Annotated in this window: 21 protein-coding genes; 12 read left to right on the top strand and 9 right to left on the bottom strand. The window is 58.2% G+C overall.

Annotation, left to right across the window (positions count from 1 at the left end):
- Positions 1-11: 11 nt before the first annotated feature.
- Both rplM and zapE read right to left on the bottom strand, forming a co-directional pair.
- A complete protein-coding gene (rplM, locus tag ABUK12_RS19550) occupies positions 12-440 on the bottom strand; it encodes a 50S ribosomal protein L13 (protein ID WP_410013371.1) in 429 nt (142 codons plus the stop codon).
- 243 nt (positions 441-683) lie between these two features.
- Positions 684-1,811, bottom strand: coding sequence for a cell division protein ZapE (gene zapE / locus ABUK12_RS19545; protein ID WP_410013370.1), 1,128 nt, complete (start codon positions 1,809-1,811; stop codon positions 684-686).
- 210 nt (positions 1,812-2,021) lie between these two features.
- Here zapE and zapG point away from each other — a divergent pair, with 210 nt between their 5' ends.
- The 3 genes from zapG (at position 2,022) to degS (ending at position 5,381) form a co-directional block, all read left to right on the top strand.
- Positions 2,022-2,426 carry a Z-ring associated protein ZapG gene (zapG, locus tag ABUK12_RS19540; RefSeq protein WP_410013369.1) on the top strand — a complete coding sequence of 135 codons (405 nt, stop codon included), beginning with the start codon at positions 2,022-2,024 and terminating at the stop codon, positions 2,424-2,426.
- Between the two features lie 166 nt (positions 2,427-2,592).
- Complete coding sequence (degQ, locus tag ABUK12_RS19535; protein WP_410013368.1) at positions 2,593-3,972, top strand: serine endoprotease DegQ; 1,380 nt, start codon at positions 2,593-2,595, stop codon at positions 3,970-3,972.
- Between the two features lie 341 nt (positions 3,973-4,313).
- Positions 4,314-5,381 (top strand): outer membrane-stress sensor serine endopeptidase DegS, encoded by a 1,068-nt coding sequence (degS, locus tag ABUK12_RS19530; protein ID WP_410013367.1) that lies wholly within the window; start codon positions 4,314-4,316, stop codon positions 5,379-5,381.
- A 106-nt stretch (positions 5,382-5,487) separates the two neighbouring features.
- Here the strand turns inward: degS and murA are convergent, their stop codons facing one another.
- The 7 genes from murA to mlaF all read right to left on the bottom strand — a co-directional run bounded on the left by murA (position 5,488) and on the right by mlaF (position 10,296).
- Positions 5,488-6,747, bottom strand: a complete 1,260-nt coding sequence (gene murA, locus ABUK12_RS19525; protein WP_410013366.1) for a UDP-N-acetylglucosamine 1-carboxyvinyltransferase — start codon at positions 6,745-6,747, stop codon at positions 5,488-5,490.
- 65 nt (positions 6,748-6,812) lie between these two features.
- A complete protein-coding gene (gene ibaG, locus ABUK12_RS19520) occupies positions 6,813-7,073 on the bottom strand; it encodes a BolA family iron metabolism protein IbaG (protein WP_410013365.1) in 261 nt (86 codons plus the stop codon).
- Positions 7,074-7,165: 92 nt separating this feature from the next.
- Positions 7,166-7,474, bottom strand: a complete 309-nt coding sequence (mlaB, locus tag ABUK12_RS19515) for a lipid asymmetry maintenance protein MlaB (protein WP_410013364.1) — start codon at positions 7,472-7,474, stop codon at positions 7,166-7,168.
- Positions 7,467-8,102 carry a phospholipid-binding protein MlaC gene (mlaC, locus tag ABUK12_RS19510; RefSeq protein ID WP_410013363.1) on the bottom strand — a complete coding sequence of 212 codons (636 nt, stop codon included), beginning with the start codon at positions 8,100-8,102 and terminating at the stop codon, positions 7,467-7,469. Before mlaC ends, mlaB begins: the two co-directional genes overlap by 8 nt.
- 14 nt (positions 8,103-8,116) lie before the next feature.
- A complete protein-coding gene (gene mlaD, locus ABUK12_RS19505; RefSeq protein WP_410013362.1) occupies positions 8,117-8,689 on the bottom strand; it encodes an outer membrane lipid asymmetry maintenance protein MlaD in 573 nt (190 codons plus the stop codon).
- A 4-nt stretch (positions 8,690-8,693) separates the two neighbouring features.
- Positions 8,694-9,479, bottom strand: a complete 786-nt coding sequence (mlaE, locus tag ABUK12_RS19500; protein ID WP_410013361.1) for a lipid asymmetry maintenance ABC transporter permease subunit MlaE — start codon at positions 9,477-9,479, stop codon at positions 8,694-8,696.
- Positions 9,480-9,486: 7 nt separating this feature from the next.
- The gene (gene mlaF, locus ABUK12_RS19495; RefSeq protein WP_410016722.1) at positions 9,487-10,296 is read right to left on the bottom strand and encodes a phospholipid ABC transporter ATP-binding protein MlaF; all 810 of its coding nucleotides are present in this window, start codon (positions 10,294-10,296) and stop codon (positions 9,487-9,489) included.
- Between the two features lie 251 nt (positions 10,297-10,547).
- Between mlaF and ABUK12_RS19490 the strand changes: the two genes are divergently transcribed.
- The 9 genes from ABUK12_RS19490 to ptsN all read left to right on the top strand — a co-directional run bounded on the left by ABUK12_RS19490 (position 10,548) and on the right by ptsN (position 17,355).
- Complete coding sequence (locus ABUK12_RS19490; RefSeq protein WP_410013360.1) at positions 10,548-11,513, top strand: calcium/sodium antiporter; 966 nt, start codon at positions 10,548-10,550, stop codon at positions 11,511-11,513.
- Between the two features lie 34 nt (positions 11,514-11,547).
- The gene (gene kdsD / locus ABUK12_RS19485; protein ID WP_410013359.1) at positions 11,548-12,534 is read left to right on the top strand and encodes an arabinose-5-phosphate isomerase KdsD; all 987 of its coding nucleotides are present in this window, start codon (positions 11,548-11,550) and stop codon (positions 12,532-12,534) included.
- Between the two features lie 14 nt (positions 12,535-12,548).
- The gene (gene kdsC, locus ABUK12_RS19480; protein WP_410013358.1) at positions 12,549-13,112 is read left to right on the top strand and encodes a 3-deoxy-manno-octulosonate-8-phosphatase KdsC; all 564 of its coding nucleotides are present in this window, start codon (positions 12,549-12,551) and stop codon (positions 13,110-13,112) included.
- Positions 13,109-13,678, top strand: coding sequence for an LPS export ABC transporter periplasmic protein LptC (lptC, locus tag ABUK12_RS19475; protein ID WP_410013357.1), 570 nt, complete (start codon positions 13,109-13,111; stop codon positions 13,676-13,678). The genes kdsC and lptC overlap by 4 nt, the downstream gene beginning before the upstream one ends.
- Positions 13,656-14,237, top strand: a complete 582-nt coding sequence (gene lptA, locus ABUK12_RS19470; RefSeq protein ID WP_410013356.1) for a lipopolysaccharide ABC transporter substrate-binding protein LptA — start codon at positions 13,656-13,658, stop codon at positions 14,235-14,237. Before lptC ends, lptA begins: the two co-directional genes overlap by 23 nt.
- A gap of 14 nt (positions 14,238-14,251) precedes the next feature.
- On the top strand, positions 14,252-14,977 hold the full coding sequence (lptB, locus tag ABUK12_RS19465) for an LPS export ABC transporter ATP-binding protein (RefSeq protein ID WP_410013355.1): 726 nt from the start codon (positions 14,252-14,254) through the stop codon (positions 14,975-14,977).
- Positions 14,978-15,024: 47 nt separating this feature from the next.
- Complete coding sequence (gene rpoN / locus ABUK12_RS19460) at positions 15,025-16,458, top strand: RNA polymerase factor sigma-54 (RefSeq protein WP_410013354.1); 1,434 nt, start codon at positions 15,025-15,027, stop codon at positions 16,456-16,458.
- Positions 16,459-16,481: 23 nt separating this feature from the next.
- Positions 16,482-16,769, top strand: a complete 288-nt coding sequence (gene hpf, locus ABUK12_RS19455; protein WP_162366255.1) for a ribosome hibernation promoting factor — start codon at positions 16,482-16,484, stop codon at positions 16,767-16,769.
- A 106-nt stretch (positions 16,770-16,875) separates the two neighbouring features.
- On the top strand, positions 16,876-17,355 hold the full coding sequence (gene ptsN, locus ABUK12_RS19450; protein ID WP_410013353.1) for a PTS IIA-like nitrogen regulatory protein PtsN: 480 nt from the start codon (positions 16,876-16,878) through the stop codon (positions 17,353-17,355).
- Positions 17,356-17,423 lie beyond the last annotated feature (68 nt).

Genomic DNA, 17,423 nt, shown 5'->3' with positions numbered 1-17,423 from the left:
TATAATCCCGATTAAATGTCCAGAACTTGCGGTTGCTGAGCCGCGTGGTTGTGCTCGGTACCCTTGTAAACTTTCAGTTTACGATACATTGCACGACCCAGCGGGCCTTTTGGCAGCATGCCTTTAACCGCGATTTCAATCACACGCTCAGGGTGGCGGGCAATCATCTCTTCAAAGGTCGTTTCTTTAATACCGCCGATGAAACCGGTATGATGATAATAGATTTTGTCGGTACGCTTTTTGCCGGTGACGGCAACTTTTTCGGCGTTCAACACGATGATATAATCACCGGTATCAACATGCGGCGTAAATTCCGGTTTATGCTTCCCGCGCAGGCGACTGGCCAGTTCAGTAGCAAGACGACCCAGGGTTTTACCGCTGGCGTCGACAACATACCAGTCGCGTTTGACGGTTTCTGGTTTTGCTGTAAATGTTTTCATTAAAAGCTTACCCAATTAAAGTTACACGTTGGTGAACACCCAAACGCTTCAATGAATAGTTATGAGGCTCACACGGCTATCTAGTCCAGCAAACCTACCCCTTCGAATAGCCGTTGCTGGCGCGATCGAAGTTTTCGGGAAAAAAACTTCTTGTAACGTGGGGTCGCAAGATTATAGAGAAGACGAGGCCAAAGGTCGACTGTTATTTACGATTCCAGCCCAATCAGTCGGCGGGCGCGCCGCTCACGGCAAGTGCGGCAGGGCCAGGTACTCTTCGCTTTGCATCTCCTGCAGGCGCGACAGGCAGCGCTGGAATTCAAAACGCAGCAACTGGCCCTGGTACAAAGACTCCAGCGGCGCGTCGGCGGCAATCACCAGCTTAACCTGCCGTTCGTAGAACTCATCCACCAGGGCCACAAACCGCCGGGCGGTATTTTCATCCTGCGGGCCCATCGCATGCACATTGTGCAGCAGCACGCTGTGATAAAGGCGGGACAGGACAATATAATCATTCTGGCTGCGGGCGCCGGCGCACAGCGTGGCGAAATCCAGGGCCACCACGCCGTCCCGGGCGCCGAGCGTCGGCAACGGACGATGATTGACCGTCAGCACCGGCGCGCCGTCCGGCCGTGCGCCGGCCAGGCGGGTGAAAATGCGCGCCATATCGGCGGCGGTCTGCTGATCCAGCGGCGTCAGGTAGAGGCTCGCCTGGGTCAGGGTGCGCAGCCGGTAATCAATGCCGGCGTCTACGTTCATCACCGCGCAATGGCGTTTGATCAGCGCGATGGCCGGCAGAAAGCGGGCGCGCTGCAGACCGTTGCGGTACAGGTCGTCCGGCGGGATATTGGACGTGGCGACCAGGGTGATGCCGCGGGCGAACAACGCCTGCATCAGCGTACCCAACAGCATGGCGTCGGTAATGTCCGCGACAAAAAACTCGTCAAAACAAAGCACGTCGGTTTGCGCCTTGAAATCATCGGCAATCAGTTCCAGCGGGTCCTCATGCCCCTGCAGACGGTTCATCTCCTCGTGCACCCGCAGCATAAAGCGGTGGAAGTGCAGGCGCAGCTTACGTTCTCCCGGCAAGCTTTGAAAAAAAAGATCCATTAACCAGGTTTTTCCGCGCCCTACCCCACCCCACATATATAATCCCTGTACGGGTTCGGCGGCTTCGGCGTTTTTTTTGCCGCGCAGGCGCTGGCCCAGGCGCCCCAACAGCCCGCCGGCGGCCGGCGCGGCGGCGGGCTTCGCCAGCAGTTGGCGGTGAAGGTGTTCAAGCTTATCGACGGCCGCTGCCTGGACGGCGTCGGCCTGGTATTCGCCTCCTGCCAGCATCTGCTGGTAGAGGGATAATGGCGATGTGACATGCATGGCGGCAAACGATCCCTGATACGATTATTTGTAACACTTTTGTTGCGGCCAGCTTAAACAGCCGCGCCGCGGAACACAAGGGCAACAAATAACAATGCTTTGCCCGCGGTGACGCTATCGGGATTCCCCACCGACCGGGTAAACGGTTATAGTGGGAAGTATAGAGTGTGAAAACCCTACGGGACAACGAAGTCAAATATAGGAGTCATTATGACCTGGGAATATGCGCTGATTGGATTAGTGGTCGGTATCATCATCGGTGCGGTCGCAATGCGGTTCGGCAACCGCAAACTACGTCAGCAGCAAACGCTGCAGCATGAGCTGGAAAAGAGCAAGGCGGAGCTGGAAGAATACCGCGAGGAGCTGACCGGCCATTTCGCCCGCAGCGCCGAACTGCTCGATAACATGGCCGACGATTACCGCCAGCTTTACCAACATATGGCCAAAGGCTCCAATAGCCTGTTGCCCAACCAGACCGGCGAAGATAATCCGTTCCGTTACCGCCTGACCGAGGCGGAATCGGACAACGATCAAATCCCGGCGGGCATGCAGCCGCGGGATTACCCCGCCAGCGCCACCGGCCTGCTGCGTGGCACGCGGGAACCACGTAAATAACTTTACAATAAGGCGGGATATCGCCAGCCCCCGCTGACATAACCTTACTGCGCCACCGCTGAACTTTAGCCGTCCCAACAGGGTCATAGAAGAACAAAAAGTGGCGTTTTAACATGGTTAATGATTAATGGCGTCGTTCACGGACAGCAAGCGAGTAATAAGTTTAATGAAAACCACACCTTTATTCAGCGCATTGGCACTTTGCATCTCATTCGGCTTAACCTCTTCCCTGCCTGCCCAGGCGGCGCTGCCGGCCGCGGTACCCGGGCAGACCATGCCCAGCCTGGCTCCCATGCTGGAAAAAGTGCTGCCGGCGGTGGTCAGCGTACATGTGGAAGGTACCCAGCAGGTGCAGCGCCCGACCCTGCCGAAGGAATTCAAATACTTTTTCGGCCCGGGCACCCCGCAGGGCGATCAGCAGCCCGGCGATTCCCGTCCGTTTGAAGGCCTGGGCTCCGGCGTTATCATCAACGCCGCCAAGGGGTATGTCATCACCAACAACCATGTGGTGAACGGCGCGGATAAAATCAAGGTGCAGCTTAACGACGGCCGCGAGTTCGACGCCAAGCTGGTCGGACGCGACGAACAGACCGATCTCGCGCTGCTGCAGCTGCCGGACCCGAAAGGCCTCAGTGAAATCAAGATGGCCGATTCGGACAGCCTGCGGGTCGGCGATTTTGCCGTGGCGGTGGGCAACCCCTTCGGCCTGGGGCAGACCGCCACTTCCGGTATTATCTCGGCGCTGGGGCGCAGCGGCCTGAACCTGGAAGGGCTGGAAAACTTTATCCAGACCGACGCTTCCATTAACCGCGGCAACTCCGGCGGGGCGCTGATTAACCTCAACGGCGAGCTTATCGGCATCAATACCGCCATCCTGGCACCCGGCGGCGGCAATATCGGCATCGGCTTCGCCATCCCGAGCAATATGGTGCAAAACCTGAGTCAGCAGTTGATTGAATTCGGCGCGGTCAAACGCGGCCTGCTCGGCATCAAGGGCAGCGAAATGACCGCCGATATGGCCAAGGCCTTCAAGATCGATACCCAGCGCGGCGCCTTTGTCAGCGAAGTCCTGCCGGGCGGCGCCGCCGCCAAGGCGGGGGTGAAGGCCGGCGATATTATCGTGTCTATCGAAGGCAAGCCTATTACCAGCTTTGCCGAGCTGCGGGTGAAAATCGGCACCACCGCGCCGGGCAAGGCCGTTAAGCTGGGCCTGCTGCGCGAAGGCAAACCCGTGGAAGTGACGGTCACGCTTGACGACAGCGCCGCCACCACCAGCAGCGCGGAAATCCTGACCCCGGCCCTGCAGGGCGCCTCGCTCAGCAACGGGCAGTTGAAGGACGGCACCAAGGGCGTGGCGGTGGATGACGTGGCCAAAGACACCCCGGCGGCCCAGATCGGCCTGCATAAAGGCGATGTGATCATCGGCATCAACCGCGAACGGGTGGAAAACATCACTCAGTTGCGTAAAGTGCTGGAGGCCAAGCCCGCGGTCATGGCCATGAATATCATGCGCGGCGACGAGAGTATTTTCCTGTTACTGCGCTGATGAACCCTATAGCTTTCGGGTGACAGGCAGGCGGCAAGCGAGTGAATCCCGATGAGCTTACTCGTGTAAGTGATTCGGGTGAGTAAGCGTGGCCAACGCACCTGTCGCGTGAAAGATGACGGGTATACCCTATAGCTTTCGGGTGACAGGCAGGCGGCAAGCGAGTGAATCCCGATGAGCTTACTCGTGTAAGTGATTCGGGTGAATAAGCGTAGCCAACGCACCTGTCGCGCGAAAGATGACGGGTATAGGTCAAAACATAAAAAATCGGACACTGACCATGCAGCGTTCGATAAACTCATGTTATCCTGCCGCTATTTCCTTTCTCTTGTTCGGACATCATGCTGGTTAAGCTTCTACGTGCGGTTATTTTTGGACTTATCATCGCGGGCGTCATGCTGCTGGCGTTGCCTGGGCTGCGTTCCACCACCGGCACGCTGATTGCCGGCCATGCCGACAGCGACGACGAGACCCCGGTCAGCTATAACCAGGCGGTGCGCCGGGCCGCGCCGGCCGTGGTCAACGTTTACAACCGCAGCATGAATACCGGTTCCCAAAACGAACTGGAAATCCATACCCTGGGTTCCGGCGTCATCATGAACCAGAAGGGTTACCTGCTCACCAATAAGCATGTTATCAACGATGCCGAGCAGATTATCGTGGCGTTGCAGGACGGTCGGGTCTATGAGGCGCTGCTGGTCGGCTCCGATAGCCTCACCGATCTGGCGGTGCTGAAAATCGACGCCACCAACCTGCCGGTTATCCCCATCAATCCCCGCCGCGCGCCGCATATCGGCGATGTGGTCATGGCCATCGGCAATCCCTATAACCTGGGCCAGACCGTGACCCAGGGCATTATCAGCGCCACCGGCCGCATCGGCCTCAGCCCTTCAGGGCGCCAGAATTTTCTCCAGACCGACGCCTCCATCAACCGCGGCAACTCCGGTGGGGCGCTTATCAACAGCCTGGGCGAACTGGTGGGGATCAATACCCTGTCGTTCGATAAAAGCAATAACGGCGAAACGCCGGAAGGCATCGGTTTCGCCATTCCCACCGCCCTGGCCACCAAGGTGATGAACAAGTTGATTCGCGACGGCCGGGTGATCCGCGGATATATCGGCATCGGCGGGCGCGAGGTGGCGCCCCTTCATACCACCGGCGCCAATATGGATCGCATCCAGGGCATTATCGTCAATGAAGTCACCCCCGGCGGCCCGGCGGCGCAGGCCGGCATCAAAGTCACCGACGTTATCCTTAGCGTCAACAATAAGCCGGCGATATCGGCGATTGAAACCATGGACCAGGTGGCGGAAATCAGGCCAGGCTCGGTGATCCCGGTGGTGATTTTACGCAACGGCGCCAAGCTGACGCTGAATGTGACCATCCAGGAATATCCGGCTTCGGATTAACAGGGGTGTTGACGGTGCCGATGAATACGCCAGCGGCCGACGCTTAAGCGGGGATGGAGCGGGGGAATAACGCCCTGCCTGAAAACACCGGCAGGGCGATAAGCGGTTATTCGCCGGTGACGCGTTCGATATTGGCGCCCAGCTTGCGCAGCTTGGCCTCGATGCAGTCATAGCCGCGATCGATATGATAGATGCGATCCACCAGCGTAACGCCTTCGGCAATGCATCCGGCCAGCACCAGGCTGGCGGAAGCGCGTAAATCGGTGGCCATCACCTGCGCGCCGGACAAGGTTTCCACCCCGTGGCAGATGACCGTATTGCTTTCTATCTCCGCCCGCGCGCCCATGCGGATCAGCTCCGGCACATGCATAAAGCGATTTTCAAAAATGGTCTCGGTAATCACGCCGGTGCCTTCGGCCACCAGGTTCAGCAGGCTGAACTGAGCCTGCATATCGGTGGGGAAGCCGGGATGGGGCGCGGTGCGCACGGTGACGGCTTTAGGCCGCTGGCCATGCATGTCCAGGCTTATCCAGTCGTCGCCGGTTTCGATATCCGCGCCGGCTTCGCGCAGCTTGGCCAGCACCGCGTCCAGCGTATCGGGACGGGTTGCCCGGCAGACTACGCGCCCGCGGGAGACCGCCGCCGCCACCAGGAAGGTACCGGTCTCGATGCGATCGGGCAGCACGCGATAAACGCCGCCGCCAAGGCGTTCCACGCCCTCGATGGTGATTTTATCGGTTCCGGCGCCGGCGATCTTCGCCCCAAGCGTAATCAGGAAGTTGGCGGTATCGACAATTTCCGGCTCGCGGGCGGCGTTTTCAATAATGGTGGTGCCTTCCGCCAGGGTGGCGGCGCTCATAATGGTTACCGTGGCGCCGACGCTGACTTTATCCATGACGATATGCGCGCCGCGCAGCCGCCCGTCCACCGACGCCTTGACATAACCCTCTTCCAGCTTGATGGTGGCGCCGAGCTGCTCAAGGCCGGTAATATGCAGATCCACCGGCCGTGCGCCGATGGCGCAGCCGCCGGGCAGGGAAACCTGTCCCTGGCCGAAACGGGCTACCAGCGGCCCGAGCGCCCAGATGGACGCGCGCATGGTCTTGACCAGTTCATAAGGCGCGCAGAACACGTCCACCCCGCCCGCATCCACATGCACCGACCCGTTGCGCTCGACTTTGGCGCCAAGCTGGCGCAGCAGTTGCATCGTGGTATCGATATCTTTTAATTTTGGTACATTTTGTATTTCTACCGGCTTTTCCGCCAGCAGCGCGGCGAACAATATCGGCAACGCCGCATTTTTAGCGCCGGAAATGGTCACTTCGCCATTCAGGCGGGTCGGACCCTGGACACGGAATTTATCCATCAACACTGCTCTCTGTATTTAACGGGCTTAGATATACAACGCCATAGCGCGGCATCGCCTACAACTTAAAAACCATTCAGCTTACGATCGCGCCGCCACTCTTCCGGGGTATACGCCTTGATAGAGAGTGCATGGATACGATTGTCCGAAATATATTCCATCAACGGGCCGTAGACCGCCTGTTGCTTTTTAATGCGGCTCATGGCGGCAAACCGCTCGCTCACGACGATGACCTGAAAATGGCTGCCATCGCCCGTTACATGCGCTTCTTCCAATGCCAACGCCTCGGCGTTCATCAGCACTTCTTTGATTTCGTGGTTTTCCATAAGGGTCAAATCACTGTCATGGGTCGGGAAACAAGCCGATATCTTAGATGAATACGTCGTCATCGGAAACAGGCAATAATGTGTTCATTCTGTCAGCCGGGCGAATCGTCCGCGCAGGGCAGGATATTATGCAGGTTGTACAAGGTGATAAGGGTGCGCAGTTTATCGGTGACGCCGGTAAGCATGAGCGTACCGCCGCGCCTGGCCTGCAGCGCGCACAGGTGCAGCATCAGGGCCACGCCGGCGGAGTCCACCCGATCCAGCCGCGAGACGTCCAGGAAGCGGATGCCCTGCAGGGCCTGTTCGCGCTGTTCCCAAAACGGCAACAGCGTGACGCGATCAAGCTCGCCCCGCAGGACAAGCGTGTCTTCCTCGGCTTGCCAGCTCAGGGTTTCAGCCATTGCTTTTCTTATCCAGCGAGATAGGTTGCGCGGCGGCGGCCTGTAACTGCCTGGTCAGCCCCTCGATCCCCTGCTGGCGCAGCGTCGAGGCCCATTCATTCTGCTTGGTGGTGATCATGCTCACCCCTTCGGCGATCATATCGTAGGCCTGCCAGTTACCGGTCTGGCTGTTCTTGCGCCATTGAAAATCCAGCCGTACCGGCGGGCGCCCACCCTGATCGACGATGGTGACGCGAATGGCGACGATCGTGGCATCGCCCACGGGCTGCGGCGGGGCAACCTGGTAGGTCTGGTTGCTGTACATCGCCAGCGCCTGGCCGTAGGCCTGCTCCAGATAAGCCTGGAAAGCCTTGAAGTAGGCATCGCGCTGCGCCGGGGTGGCCTGGCGGTAATAGGTGCCGAGCACCAGCGCGCCGGCGTATTTGACCTGCACATAGGGCAGCAGTTCTTCACGCACCACATCGCGCAGCACGTTGGGATTGGCGCGAATCTGGCTTTGTTCGTTCTTGAGGCGGGTAAAGGTTTTATCCGCCGCCGCGTTCATCAGCGCATAGGGATTGGTCTGGTCGACAGCCTGGGCCAGCGGCGCAACCGCAAGCAGGGCCAGCAGTAAAAATCGTGTAAACATAAAACATTATCCTCTTATTTTGCCGCCGCCGCGGGGGCGTTGCCGTCGGCGGATGCAGGTGCGTGGGCCGCGCCGCTGGTCGGGGCGGGCCCGTTGTCGCCGGAAACAGGCGCGGGTTTGTCGCCGCTTTTGTACAGGAACTGGCCGATCAGGTCCTCCAGCACCAAGGCTGATTTGGTATCCTGAATAATACCGCCATCCTTAAGGATAGACGTTCCCATATCCGGGTCCTCGAAGCCGATGTTCAGCGCCAGGTATTGTTCGCCCAGCAGGCCCGAGGTGCGGATCGCCAGGGAGCTGGTATCGGGGATATGATTGTAGGTGTCCTCGATGTCCATCGATACCCTGGGCGCATAGGTTTTCGGGTCGAGGGTAATCTCCGCCACCCGGCCTACCACCACGCCGCCCACTTTGACCGGCGAACGCACCTTCAGGCCGCCGATATTATCGAAAGTGGCCGAAATACGGTAGGTGGACACGCTGCCCATCGAGCGGATATCCGCCACTTTCAGGCACAGGAAAATAACGGCGCACAGGGCGATGATCATAAAAACGCCGACCCAGATTTCACTCTTTTTCGTTTGCATTAACTCACTTCCCAAACATCAGTGCTGTCAGCACAAAATCCAGTCCCAACACCGCCAGGGACGCATGGACGACCGTTCTGGTGGTCGCGCGGCTAATCCCCTCCGACGTCGGGATCGCATCATAACCGTTAAACAGCGCGATCCAGGTGACCGTAATGGCGAAAACCACGCTCTTAATCAGACAATTCACCAAATCCTGGTGCCAATCCACCGCGCCTTGCATGGCGGACCAGAAATAACCGTTGTCGATCCCCTTCCAGTCCACCCCCACTATGCCGCCGCCCCAAATGCCCACCGCGACAAAAATGGCCGTCAGCAGCGGCATGCTGATGACGCCGGCCCAAAAACGGGGCGCCACGATGCGCCGCAGCGGATCGACCGCCATCATCTCCAGGCTGGACAACTGCTCGGTGGCCTTCATCAACCCGATTTCGGCGGTCAGCGCCGACCCGGCGCGCCCGGCGAACAGCAGCGCGGTCACCACCGGGCCCAGCTCGCGCAGCAGCGACAACGCCACCATCATGCCCAGGCTGGCCTCGGCGCTGTAGGTGGTCAGGATAATATAGCCCTGCAGCCCCAGCACCATGCCGATAAACAACCCCGACACAATAATAATGATTAACGATTGTACCCCGACGCTGTAGAGCTGCTTTATCAACAGCGGCCACTGCTGCCGGAAGGCGGGTTTGCCCACCAGCGCGTTAAATAACATCACGCCTGACCGCCCGAAAGTATGGCAGACGCTGATGCCCCGGCGTCCAAAGGACGCTAATGCTTGTTGTAGTAGCATGGCTCGGTCAACTCCCTGAACCTAAAAGCTGTGTTTTATAATCTCTGGCGGGGAAATGAAACGGCACCGGACCATCGGCGATGCCGTCCAGGAACTGCCGCACCCGCGGATCCTGGTTGGCGCGCAGCTCGGCCGGCGTTCCTTCCGCGATAACATGCTGCTCGGCCACGATGTAAGCGTAATCGGCGATGCTCAATACCTCCGGCACGTCATGGGAGACCACGATGCAGGTGACGCCCAGCGCGTGGTTCAATTCATCGATAAGTTTGACCAGCACGCCCATGGTAATGGGGTCCTGCCCGACGAAAGGCTCGTCAAACATAATCAGTTCCGGGTCGAGGGCGATGGCGCGGGCCAGCGCGGCGCGCCTGGCCATGCCGCCCGAGAGTTCGGAAGGCATCAGCGACGCGGCCCCGCGCAGCCCCACCGCCTCGAGTTTCATCATCACGGTGGTGCGCAGCACTTCTTCCGGCAGCCGCGTGTGCTGCCGCAGGGGGAACGCCACGTTTTCAAACACGTTGATATCGGTAAACAGGGCGCCGGACTGGAACAGCATGCTGATTTTTTTGCGCACCTCGTATAGCCGTCCGCGCGATAAGGAGGGAATATTGTCGCCGTCAAACCAAATTTCGCCGCTGTCGGGCGGCAGCTGGCCGCCAATCAGGCGTAACAGGGTGGTTTTACCGATACCCGACGGCCCCATGATCGCGGTGATCTTTCCCCGCGGCACCTGCAGGGTGATGTTGTCGAATATCGGCCGATTGCCGCGCCGGAAGCTCAATCCGCGGATATCGACCAAATGCTCCGTCTGGTTCATGTCATTACTGCCCATATCTTGCCCACTTAAAGCCCATTGCCCTAGATATTAAAGCAATAGGACCGATTCATCGAACTTTTACATAAAATTACCCTGGCGGCGGTAAGATAGGATCAATAGCCGATGTTTTACTTTTGGCCCGCGGGCAGTCAAAATTAAGACGCGCGCCGGTTGCCGGCATCCTTACCCTTCCGCCCGGGAAGCGGCGGTGGCGACGGCGGCCCAGGATTCTTTCACATCAAGGACTTCATATGTTTTTTGCCACGTCATTATTAGTTATTGGTCTTATTCTACTGGTTTATGGCGCGGATAGATTGGTTTACAGTGCTGCCGTGATCGGCCGGTCGCTGGGTATGGCGCCCTGGCTGGTAGGCTGCACCATCGTCGCATTGGGCACGTCCCTGCCCGAACTGCTGATCGCGGTGACCGCCGCGCTGAATCACCAACTCGATATGACCGTGGGCAATATCCTTGGTTCCAATGTGATCAATAGTTTATTGATCGTCGGCGGCGCGGCGCTGATCCGCCCCATGGCCTTCCATTCGGACATCGTGCGGCGCGAGCTGCCGCTGCTGCTGCTCGCCACCGCGCTGTGCGGCCTGGCGCTGGCGGATCGCGCTCTGGGCCGCCTGGATGGTATAATACTGTTGCTGGCGGCGATAGGGTATATTGCCGCCATGATCGCCCTGACCCGCCGGGCGCAGAGCGCCGGCAACGACAGCCTGACCCGCGAACGGCTGGCTGAGCTGCCGCAGGACACGCCGGATAGCGGCACAACCGTGGCGGTGCTGTGGCTGGCGCTGGCCTTTATCATCATGCCCATATCGGCGCATATGGTGATTGATAACGCGGGCGTGGTGGCCCGGCATCTGGGGGTAAGCGAGTTGGTGATCGGCCTGACGGTGGTGGCCTTCGGCACCAGCCTGCCCGAACTGGCAACCGTTATCGCCGGCGCCCTGAAAGGGGAAAACGATATTGCCCTGGGCAATCTCATCGGTTCCAATATCGTCAATAGCCTGCTGGTGCTGGGCGTGCCGGCCCTGCTTTCGCCCGGCCGGTTCAATCCGCTGGCGTTTACCCGCGATTATTGGGTTATGCTGGCGGCAAGCATTATATTAACCGCCTTTTGCCTGGGAAAGCGCCGTAGGATCAACTCTGGCATGGGCGCTCTGTTATTATGTGGTTTTGCCGCCTATGTTACGGTGTTGTTTATTTAGCCCGCGGACGCTGCCGGGCGCATCAGGATACGTTATGTCACATTTGTCGTTAGCGCCGGATTTTGATTTCCCGGCAGCAGGTAAACAGGTACTCGCCGCCGAGCGTGAAGGCCTGGCGCAGCTTGATCAATATATCAACGACGATTTTCGCCGCGCGTGCGAAAAAATATTTTATTGCAGCGGCAAAGTCGTGGTGATGGGGATGGGCAAATCCGGCCATATCGGCCGCAAGATGGCGGCGACCTTCGCCAGCACCGGCACGCCCTCCTTTTTTGTCCATCCCGGCGAGGCCAGCCATGGCGATCTGGGCATGGTATCGGCCCAGGACATCGTCATCGCCTTGTCCAACTCAGGCGAATCCAATGAAATCCTGGCGCTGATTCCGGTGCTCAAGCGCCTGCAGATCCCGCTTATTTGCATGACCGGCAATCCGGCCAGCGCCATGGGCAAGGCGGCGGATATCCATATCTGCGTCCACGTGCCCCTGGAAGCGTGCCCGCTGGGCCTGGCTCCCACCACCAGCACCACCGCCGCCCTGGTGATGGGCGACGCGCTGGCGGTGGCGCTGCTGCAGGCCCGCGGCTTTACCCCCGAAGACTTCGCCCTGTCCCACCCCGGCGGCGCGCTGGGCCGTAAACTATTGCTGCGGGTGACCGATATCATGCACAGCGGCGAAGAAATCCCGGTGACGCCGCGGGATGCGTCATTACGCGACGCCCTGCTGGAAATCACGCGTAAAAATCTCGGCATGACGGTGATATGCGACGATAAGCTGAATATCGCCGGCATTTTTACCGACGGCGACTTGCGCCGGGTGTTCGATATGGGCGTGGATTTAAACCAGGCGCGCATCGCCGACCTGATGACCGCCGGCGGTATCCGGGTGACGCCCAATACCCTGGCGGTCGACGCCCTTAACCTGATGCAGTCGCGCCATATCACCTCGGTGCTGGTGGCCGACCAGAACCGGCTTATGGGCGTGGTGCATATGCATGATATGCTGCGAGCCGGCGTTATTTAACAAGGAAACCCGCCATGCAAGAGACCACCCTTATCGAGACCTGTTACGGCCCGGTCGACCAGCGGATACTGCAATGCGCCCGGGATATCCGGCTGCTGGTGTGCGACGTGGACGGCGTCCTGTCGGACGGCTTTATCTACCAAGGCAACCAGGGCGAGGAGCTCAAGGCGTTTAACGTCCGCGACGGCTACGGCATCCGATGCTTACTGACATCCGGCATCGAGGTCGCTATTATTACCGGCCGGTCCGCCCAACTGGTGGAAGATCGCGCGCGTACCCTGGGGATCTCCCATCTCTACCAGGGCCGGTCGGATAAGCTTTTGGCCTTTGAGGATCTATTGGTTAAACTATCTTTAACAGCGGATCAGGCCGCGTATATCGGCGATGATCTTATTGATTGGCCGGTGATGTCGCGGGTGGGATTAAGCGTCGCCGTGGCGGACGCGCATCCTTTGTTGCTGCCGCTGGCCGATTATGTGACGCATATCGCCGGCGGTCGCGGCGCGGTTCGCGAAATCTGCGATTTAATTCTGCTGGCGCAAGGAAAGCTTGATGATGCCAAAGGGCAGTCGGTATGAGTAAAACAAGATGGTGGGTCACCCTACTGCTGGTATTGGTGGTCCTGGTGTTAATCGGCCTGAACCTGACCGATAACGACGGCAGCCAGAACGCGGCGGCGCCCGATGCCGGCGAACCCACCTACCAGAGCGAACATACCATTACCCTGGTATACAATCCGTTGGGCGCCATGAATTATCGCTTGATTTCCGAGCACGTCGAGCACTTCGCCGTCGAGCAGATTAGCTGGTTTACCCAGCCGGTGGCGACGATGTACGATGAGAATAAAGTCGCCACCTGGACAGTCCGGTCCGATCGGGCCAAGCTGACCAATGATAAAATGCTTTATTTATACGGCCATGTTCAGGTTGACAGTCTGACCGAAACCTCACAACTGCAGCGTATCAGAACCGATAACGCGGTGGTGAATCTTGTTACGCAGGATGTTTCCTCCGATGACGAGGTGACCCTATATGGCATCGGATTTAACTCTAAAGGCATGAAAATGCGCGGAAACCTGCGGAACAAGACTGCCGAGCTGATTGAAAAGGTTAAGACCTCTTATGAAATCCAAAATCCAAAATAACATCTGTTACGTTTTTGCGGCCGGCGCGCTGCTGCTGGCGAGCGCCAATGCCCTGGCGCTGACCGGCGATACCGACCAGCCGATCAATATTGATTCCGAGCAGCAGGCCGTCGATATGCAGACCAATGTCGTCACCCTTACCGGTACGGTGGTGGTCAAACAAGGCTCCATCGACATCCGGGCGGACAAAGTGGTCATCACCCGCCCCAACGGCGAACAGGGCAAGGAAGTGGTCGAGGGTTACGGCAATCCGGTGACGTTTTACCAGATGCAGGACAACGGCAAGCCGGTGAAGGGCCATGCGCAAAAGGTCCGCTATGAGCTGGCCAACGATTTTGTGGTGCTGACCGGCGACGCTTATCTCGAACAGCTCGACAGCAACGTCAAGGGCGATCGCATCACCTACCTGGTGAAACAACAGCAAATGGAAGCCTTCAGCGACAAGGGCAAACGGGTCACCACCGTATTGGTGCCATCCCAGCTGCAGGATAAGAACCCGGCGGGCGCGGCACCCAAAGCGTCCTCAGCGCCCAAGGCGCCCAAATCCGGCACTAAATAAGAGTAATTGAACCCATGGCAACATTAATCGCAGAAAACCTGGCTAAAGCCTACAAGGGCCGACATGTGGTGGAAGACGTCAGCCTCAAGGTCAGCTCAGGGGAAATCGTCGGGTTGCTGGGGCCGAACGGGGCCGGCAAGACCACCACGTTCTACATGGTGGTCGGCATCATCCAGCGCGACGCCGGGCGCATTATTATCGATGACGACGATATCAGCCTGCTGCCGTTGCATACCCGCGCCCGGCGCGGCATCGGCTACCTGCCGCAGGAAGCGTCGATTTTCCGCCGCCTGAGCGTGTTTGATAACCTGATGGCGGTATTGCAGATCAGAAACGATCTCAGCGCTTCGCAGCGCGACGACCGCGCCAATGCGCTGATGGAAGAATTCCATATCGCCCATCTGCGCGATAACCTGGGGCAATCATTATCCGGCGGCGAACGGCGGCGGGTGGAAATTGCCCGCGCCCTGGCGGCCAACCCCAAATTCATCCTGCTTGACGAGCCTTTTGCCGGCGTCGACCCGATTTCCGTCATCGATATCAAGAAAATCATTGAACATCTGCGCGATAGCGGCCTGGGCGTGCTGATTACCGATCATAACGTACGCGAAACATTGGACGTCTGCGAGCGCGCCTATATCGTAAGCCAGGGACATCTTATCGCCCATGGCACACCCGCCGAAATCCTTCAGGACGAGCAGGTGAAGCGTGTTTATCTGGGCGAAGAGTTCCGCCTCTGATAAGGTGTCCTGAAGTGAAAGCCCCAAGAGGTTAATTGACGCATTATATGAAGCAAGGTTTGCAACTCAGGTTTAGTCAGCAACTCGCCATGACTCCGCAGTTACAGCAAGCAATACGCCTGCTGCAACTGTCTACGCTTGAACTTCAGCAGGAGATTCAAACCGCGCTGGAAAGCAACCCCTTACTTGAGCAAACCGATGTCCATGAAGAAATAGACTCACACGACGTACCCGACAGCGAATCGCTTGATACCCGCGAGGCGATGGAGCAGAAGGACATGCCGGAAGAACTGCCGCTGGACGCCACCTGGGACGAAATGTACTCGGCGGGCACGCCTTCGGGCACCGGCACCGACTACCGCGACGAAGAACTGCCGATTTACCAGGGCGAGACCATCCAGACCCTGCAGGATTATCTGATGTGGCAGGTGGAGCTGACGCCGTTTTCCGATACCGATATCGCCATTGCCACCTCCATTGTCGACGCGGTGGATGAAACCGGTTACCTGACGGTGCCGCTGGAAGATATCCTCGAGTGCATCGGCGACGACAGCGTCACCATGGACGAAGTGGAAGCGGTATTAAAACGCGTGCAGCGCTTTGATCCGGTGGGCGTGGCGGCGCGGGATCTGCGGGATTGCCTGCTGATCCAGCTATCGCAGCTGTCGAAGGATTTCCCTTACCTGAACGAAGCCAGGCTTATCGTCAGCGACTATCTCGATCTGCTGGCCAGCCATGATTTCCGCAGCCTGCTGCGGTCCACCCGCCTAAAGGAAGACGTGCTGAAATCCGCCATGGCGCTGATCCAATCCCTCGATCCCCGGCCCGGCCAGTCAATCAACACCACCGAATCGCAATATGTCATCCCGGACGTCCTGGTGCGCAAGGTGCATAATCGCTGGACGGTGGAGCTCAATACCGACAGCATTCCCAATCTTAAAATCAACCAGCAATACGCCGCGCTCGGCAATACCACCCGCAATGACTCGGACGGACAATTTATCCGCAGCCATCTGCAGGAAGCGCGCTGGTTGATCAAAAGCCTGGAAAGTCGTAATGACACGCTGTTAAAAGTGACCCGCTGCATCGTGGAGCAGCAACAGGCGTTTTTCGATCAGGGAGAAGAGTATATGCGGCCCATGGTGCTGGCGGATATCGCCCAGGCGGTGGAGATGCATGAATCGACGATATCCCGCGTCACGACGCAAAAATATCTGCACAGCCCGCGCGGCATTTTTGAACTGAAATATTTTTTCTCCAGCCACGTCAATACCGAGGGGGGAGGCGAAGCGTCTTCTACGGCCATTCGTGCGCTGGTGAGAAAATTAATCGCCGCGGAAAACCCGGCGAAGCCGCTAAGCGATAGCAAGCTGACCACCCTGCTTTCCGATCAGGGCATTATGGTGGCGCGGCGAACCGTGGCAAAATACCGAGAGTCTTTGTCCATCCCGCCGTCAAACCAGCGTAAGCAAATGGTTTGACCTCTACAGAGAAGGAAGACACTATGCAGCTGAATATTACCGGACAGCGCGTTGAAATCACCGATGCTTTGCGCGATTTCGTGACGACGAAATTTTCCAAGCTGGAACAATACTTCGACCGGATCAATCAGGTATATATTGTTCTGAAGATCGAAAAAGTCCAGCAGATTGCCGAAGCGACGATCCATGTCAACGGCGGTGAGCTGCACGCGACGTCAGAGGCGGACGATATGTATGCCGCCGTCGATTTGCTGATCGACAAGCTGACGCGCCAGTTGAACAAACATAAAGAGAAACTGAAACAGTACTGAATTCACTGTAGCCATTATCGCTACCTAACCTCACATCGGCTCGTTATCCGTACGATAACGGGCCGATGAGTCTTAAAGGTGAAACAAGCGCCTTAAGTGAAATGAAATGACTAACGATACAGCTTTGCAAATAAACACGGTGTTAAGCCTTGAGTGCACCCGCGGCTCCATCCACTGCCAGAGCAAAAAGCGCGCGCTGGAAATTATCAGCGAGCTGGCGGCCAAGCAGCTCAACCTGGCGCCGCAGGTGGTGTTCGAGGCCGTATTGACCCGTGAACGCATGGGCAGTACCGGTATCGGCAACGGTATCGCCATCCCGCACGGCAAGCTGGAAGAAGACACCCTGCGCGCGGTCGGTGTGTTTATCCGCCTGGAGCAGCCCATTGCCTTTGATGCGATAGATAACCAACCGGTGGATTTGCTGTTTGCGCTATTGGTGCCGGCCGAGCAGTGTAAAACCCATTTGCACACCCTGGCCCTGGTGGCCAAGCGCCTGGCCGATAAAACGGTCTGCCGTCGCCTGCGCGCCGCGCAAAGCGATGAAGAGCTGTATGCCATAATGACGGAAACGGAAGCCGGGTCTTAACGCGCCGGGTCGGATTGCCTGCCCGGCGCTGTACCGACCAGCGGGGAGTCATTGGCGCGATTACGGCA

This window comes from Sodalis sp. C49 (assembly GCF_046352915.1).
Classification (GTDB): domain Bacteria; phylum Pseudomonadota; class Gammaproteobacteria; order Enterobacterales; family Enterobacteriaceae; genus Acerihabitans.
The sequence above is the reverse complement of the archived record's forward strand: the minus strand, read 5'-3'. Positions and strand labels throughout refer to the sequence as shown.

What these genes read in the sequence shown, in the direction of transcription:
- ibaG (WP_410013365.1), bottom strand. Translation starts at nt 7,073, where the DNA reads ATGGAAAACCACGAAATCAAAGAAGTGCTGATGAACGCCGAGGCGTTG.
- hpf (WP_162366255.1), top strand. Translation starts at nt 16,482, where the DNA reads ATGCAGCTGAATATTACCGGACAGCGCGTTGAAATCACCGATGCTTTG.
- lptA (WP_410013356.1), top strand. Translation starts at nt 13,656, where the DNA reads ATGAAATCCAAAATCCAAAATAACATCTGTTACGTTTTTGCGGCCGGC.
- rpoN (WP_410013354.1), top strand. Translation starts at nt 15,025, where the DNA reads ATGAAGCAAGGTTTGCAACTCAGGTTTAGTCAGCAACTCGCCATGACT.
- zapG (WP_410013369.1), top strand. Translation starts at nt 2,022, where the DNA reads ATGACCTGGGAATATGCGCTGATTGGATTAGTGGTCGGTATCATCATC.
- kdsC (WP_410013358.1), top strand. Translation starts at nt 12,549, where the DNA reads ATGCAAGAGACCACCCTTATCGAGACCTGTTACGGCCCGGTCGACCAG.
- degS (WP_410013367.1), top strand. Translation starts at nt 4,314, where the DNA reads ATGCTGGTTAAGCTTCTACGTGCGGTTATTTTTGGACTTATCATCGCG.
- lptB (WP_410013355.1), top strand. Translation starts at nt 14,252, where the DNA reads ATGGCAACATTAATCGCAGAAAACCTGGCTAAAGCCTACAAGGGCCGA.
- kdsD (WP_410013359.1), top strand. Translation starts at nt 11,548, where the DNA reads ATGTCACATTTGTCGTTAGCGCCGGATTTTGATTTCCCGGCAGCAGGT.
- ptsN (WP_410013353.1), top strand. Translation starts at nt 16,876, where the DNA reads ATGACTAACGATACAGCTTTGCAAATAAACACGGTGTTAAGCCTTGAG.
- ABUK12_RS19490 (WP_410013360.1), top strand. Translation starts at nt 10,548, where the DNA reads ATGTTTTTTGCCACGTCATTATTAGTTATTGGTCTTATTCTACTGGTT.
- murA (WP_410013366.1), bottom strand. Translation starts at nt 6,747, where the DNA reads ATGGATAAATTCCGTGTCCAGGGTCCGACCCGCCTGAATGGCGAAGTG.
- degQ (WP_410013368.1), top strand. Translation starts at nt 2,593, where the DNA reads ATGAAAACCACACCTTTATTCAGCGCATTGGCACTTTGCATCTCATTC.
- zapE (WP_410013370.1), bottom strand. Translation starts at nt 1,811, where the DNA reads ATGCATGTCACATCGCCATTATCCCTCTACCAGCAGATGCTGGCAGGA.
- mlaE (WP_410013361.1), bottom strand. Translation starts at nt 9,479, where the DNA reads ATGCTACTACAACAAGCATTAGCGTCCTTTGGACGCCGGGGCATCAGC.
- rplM (WP_410013371.1), bottom strand. Translation starts at nt 440, where the DNA reads ATGAAAACATTTACAGCAAAACCAGAAACCGTCAAACGCGACTGGTAT.
- mlaD (WP_410013362.1), bottom strand. Translation starts at nt 8,689, where the DNA reads ATGCAAACGAAAAAGAGTGAAATCTGGGTCGGCGTTTTTATGATCATC.
- mlaF (WP_410016722.1), bottom strand. Translation starts at nt 10,296, where the DNA reads ATGAACCAGACGGAGCATTTGGTCGATATCCGCGGATTGAGCTTCCGG.
- lptC (WP_410013357.1), top strand. Translation starts at nt 13,109, where the DNA reads ATGAGTAAAACAAGATGGTGGGTCACCCTACTGCTGGTATTGGTGGTC.
- mlaC (WP_410013363.1), bottom strand. Translation starts at nt 8,102, where the DNA reads ATGTTTACACGATTTTTACTGCTGGCCCTGCTTGCGGTTGCGCCGCTG.
- mlaB (WP_410013364.1), bottom strand. Translation starts at nt 7,474, where the DNA reads ATGGCTGAAACCCTGAGCTGGCAAGCCGAGGAAGACACGCTTGTCCTG.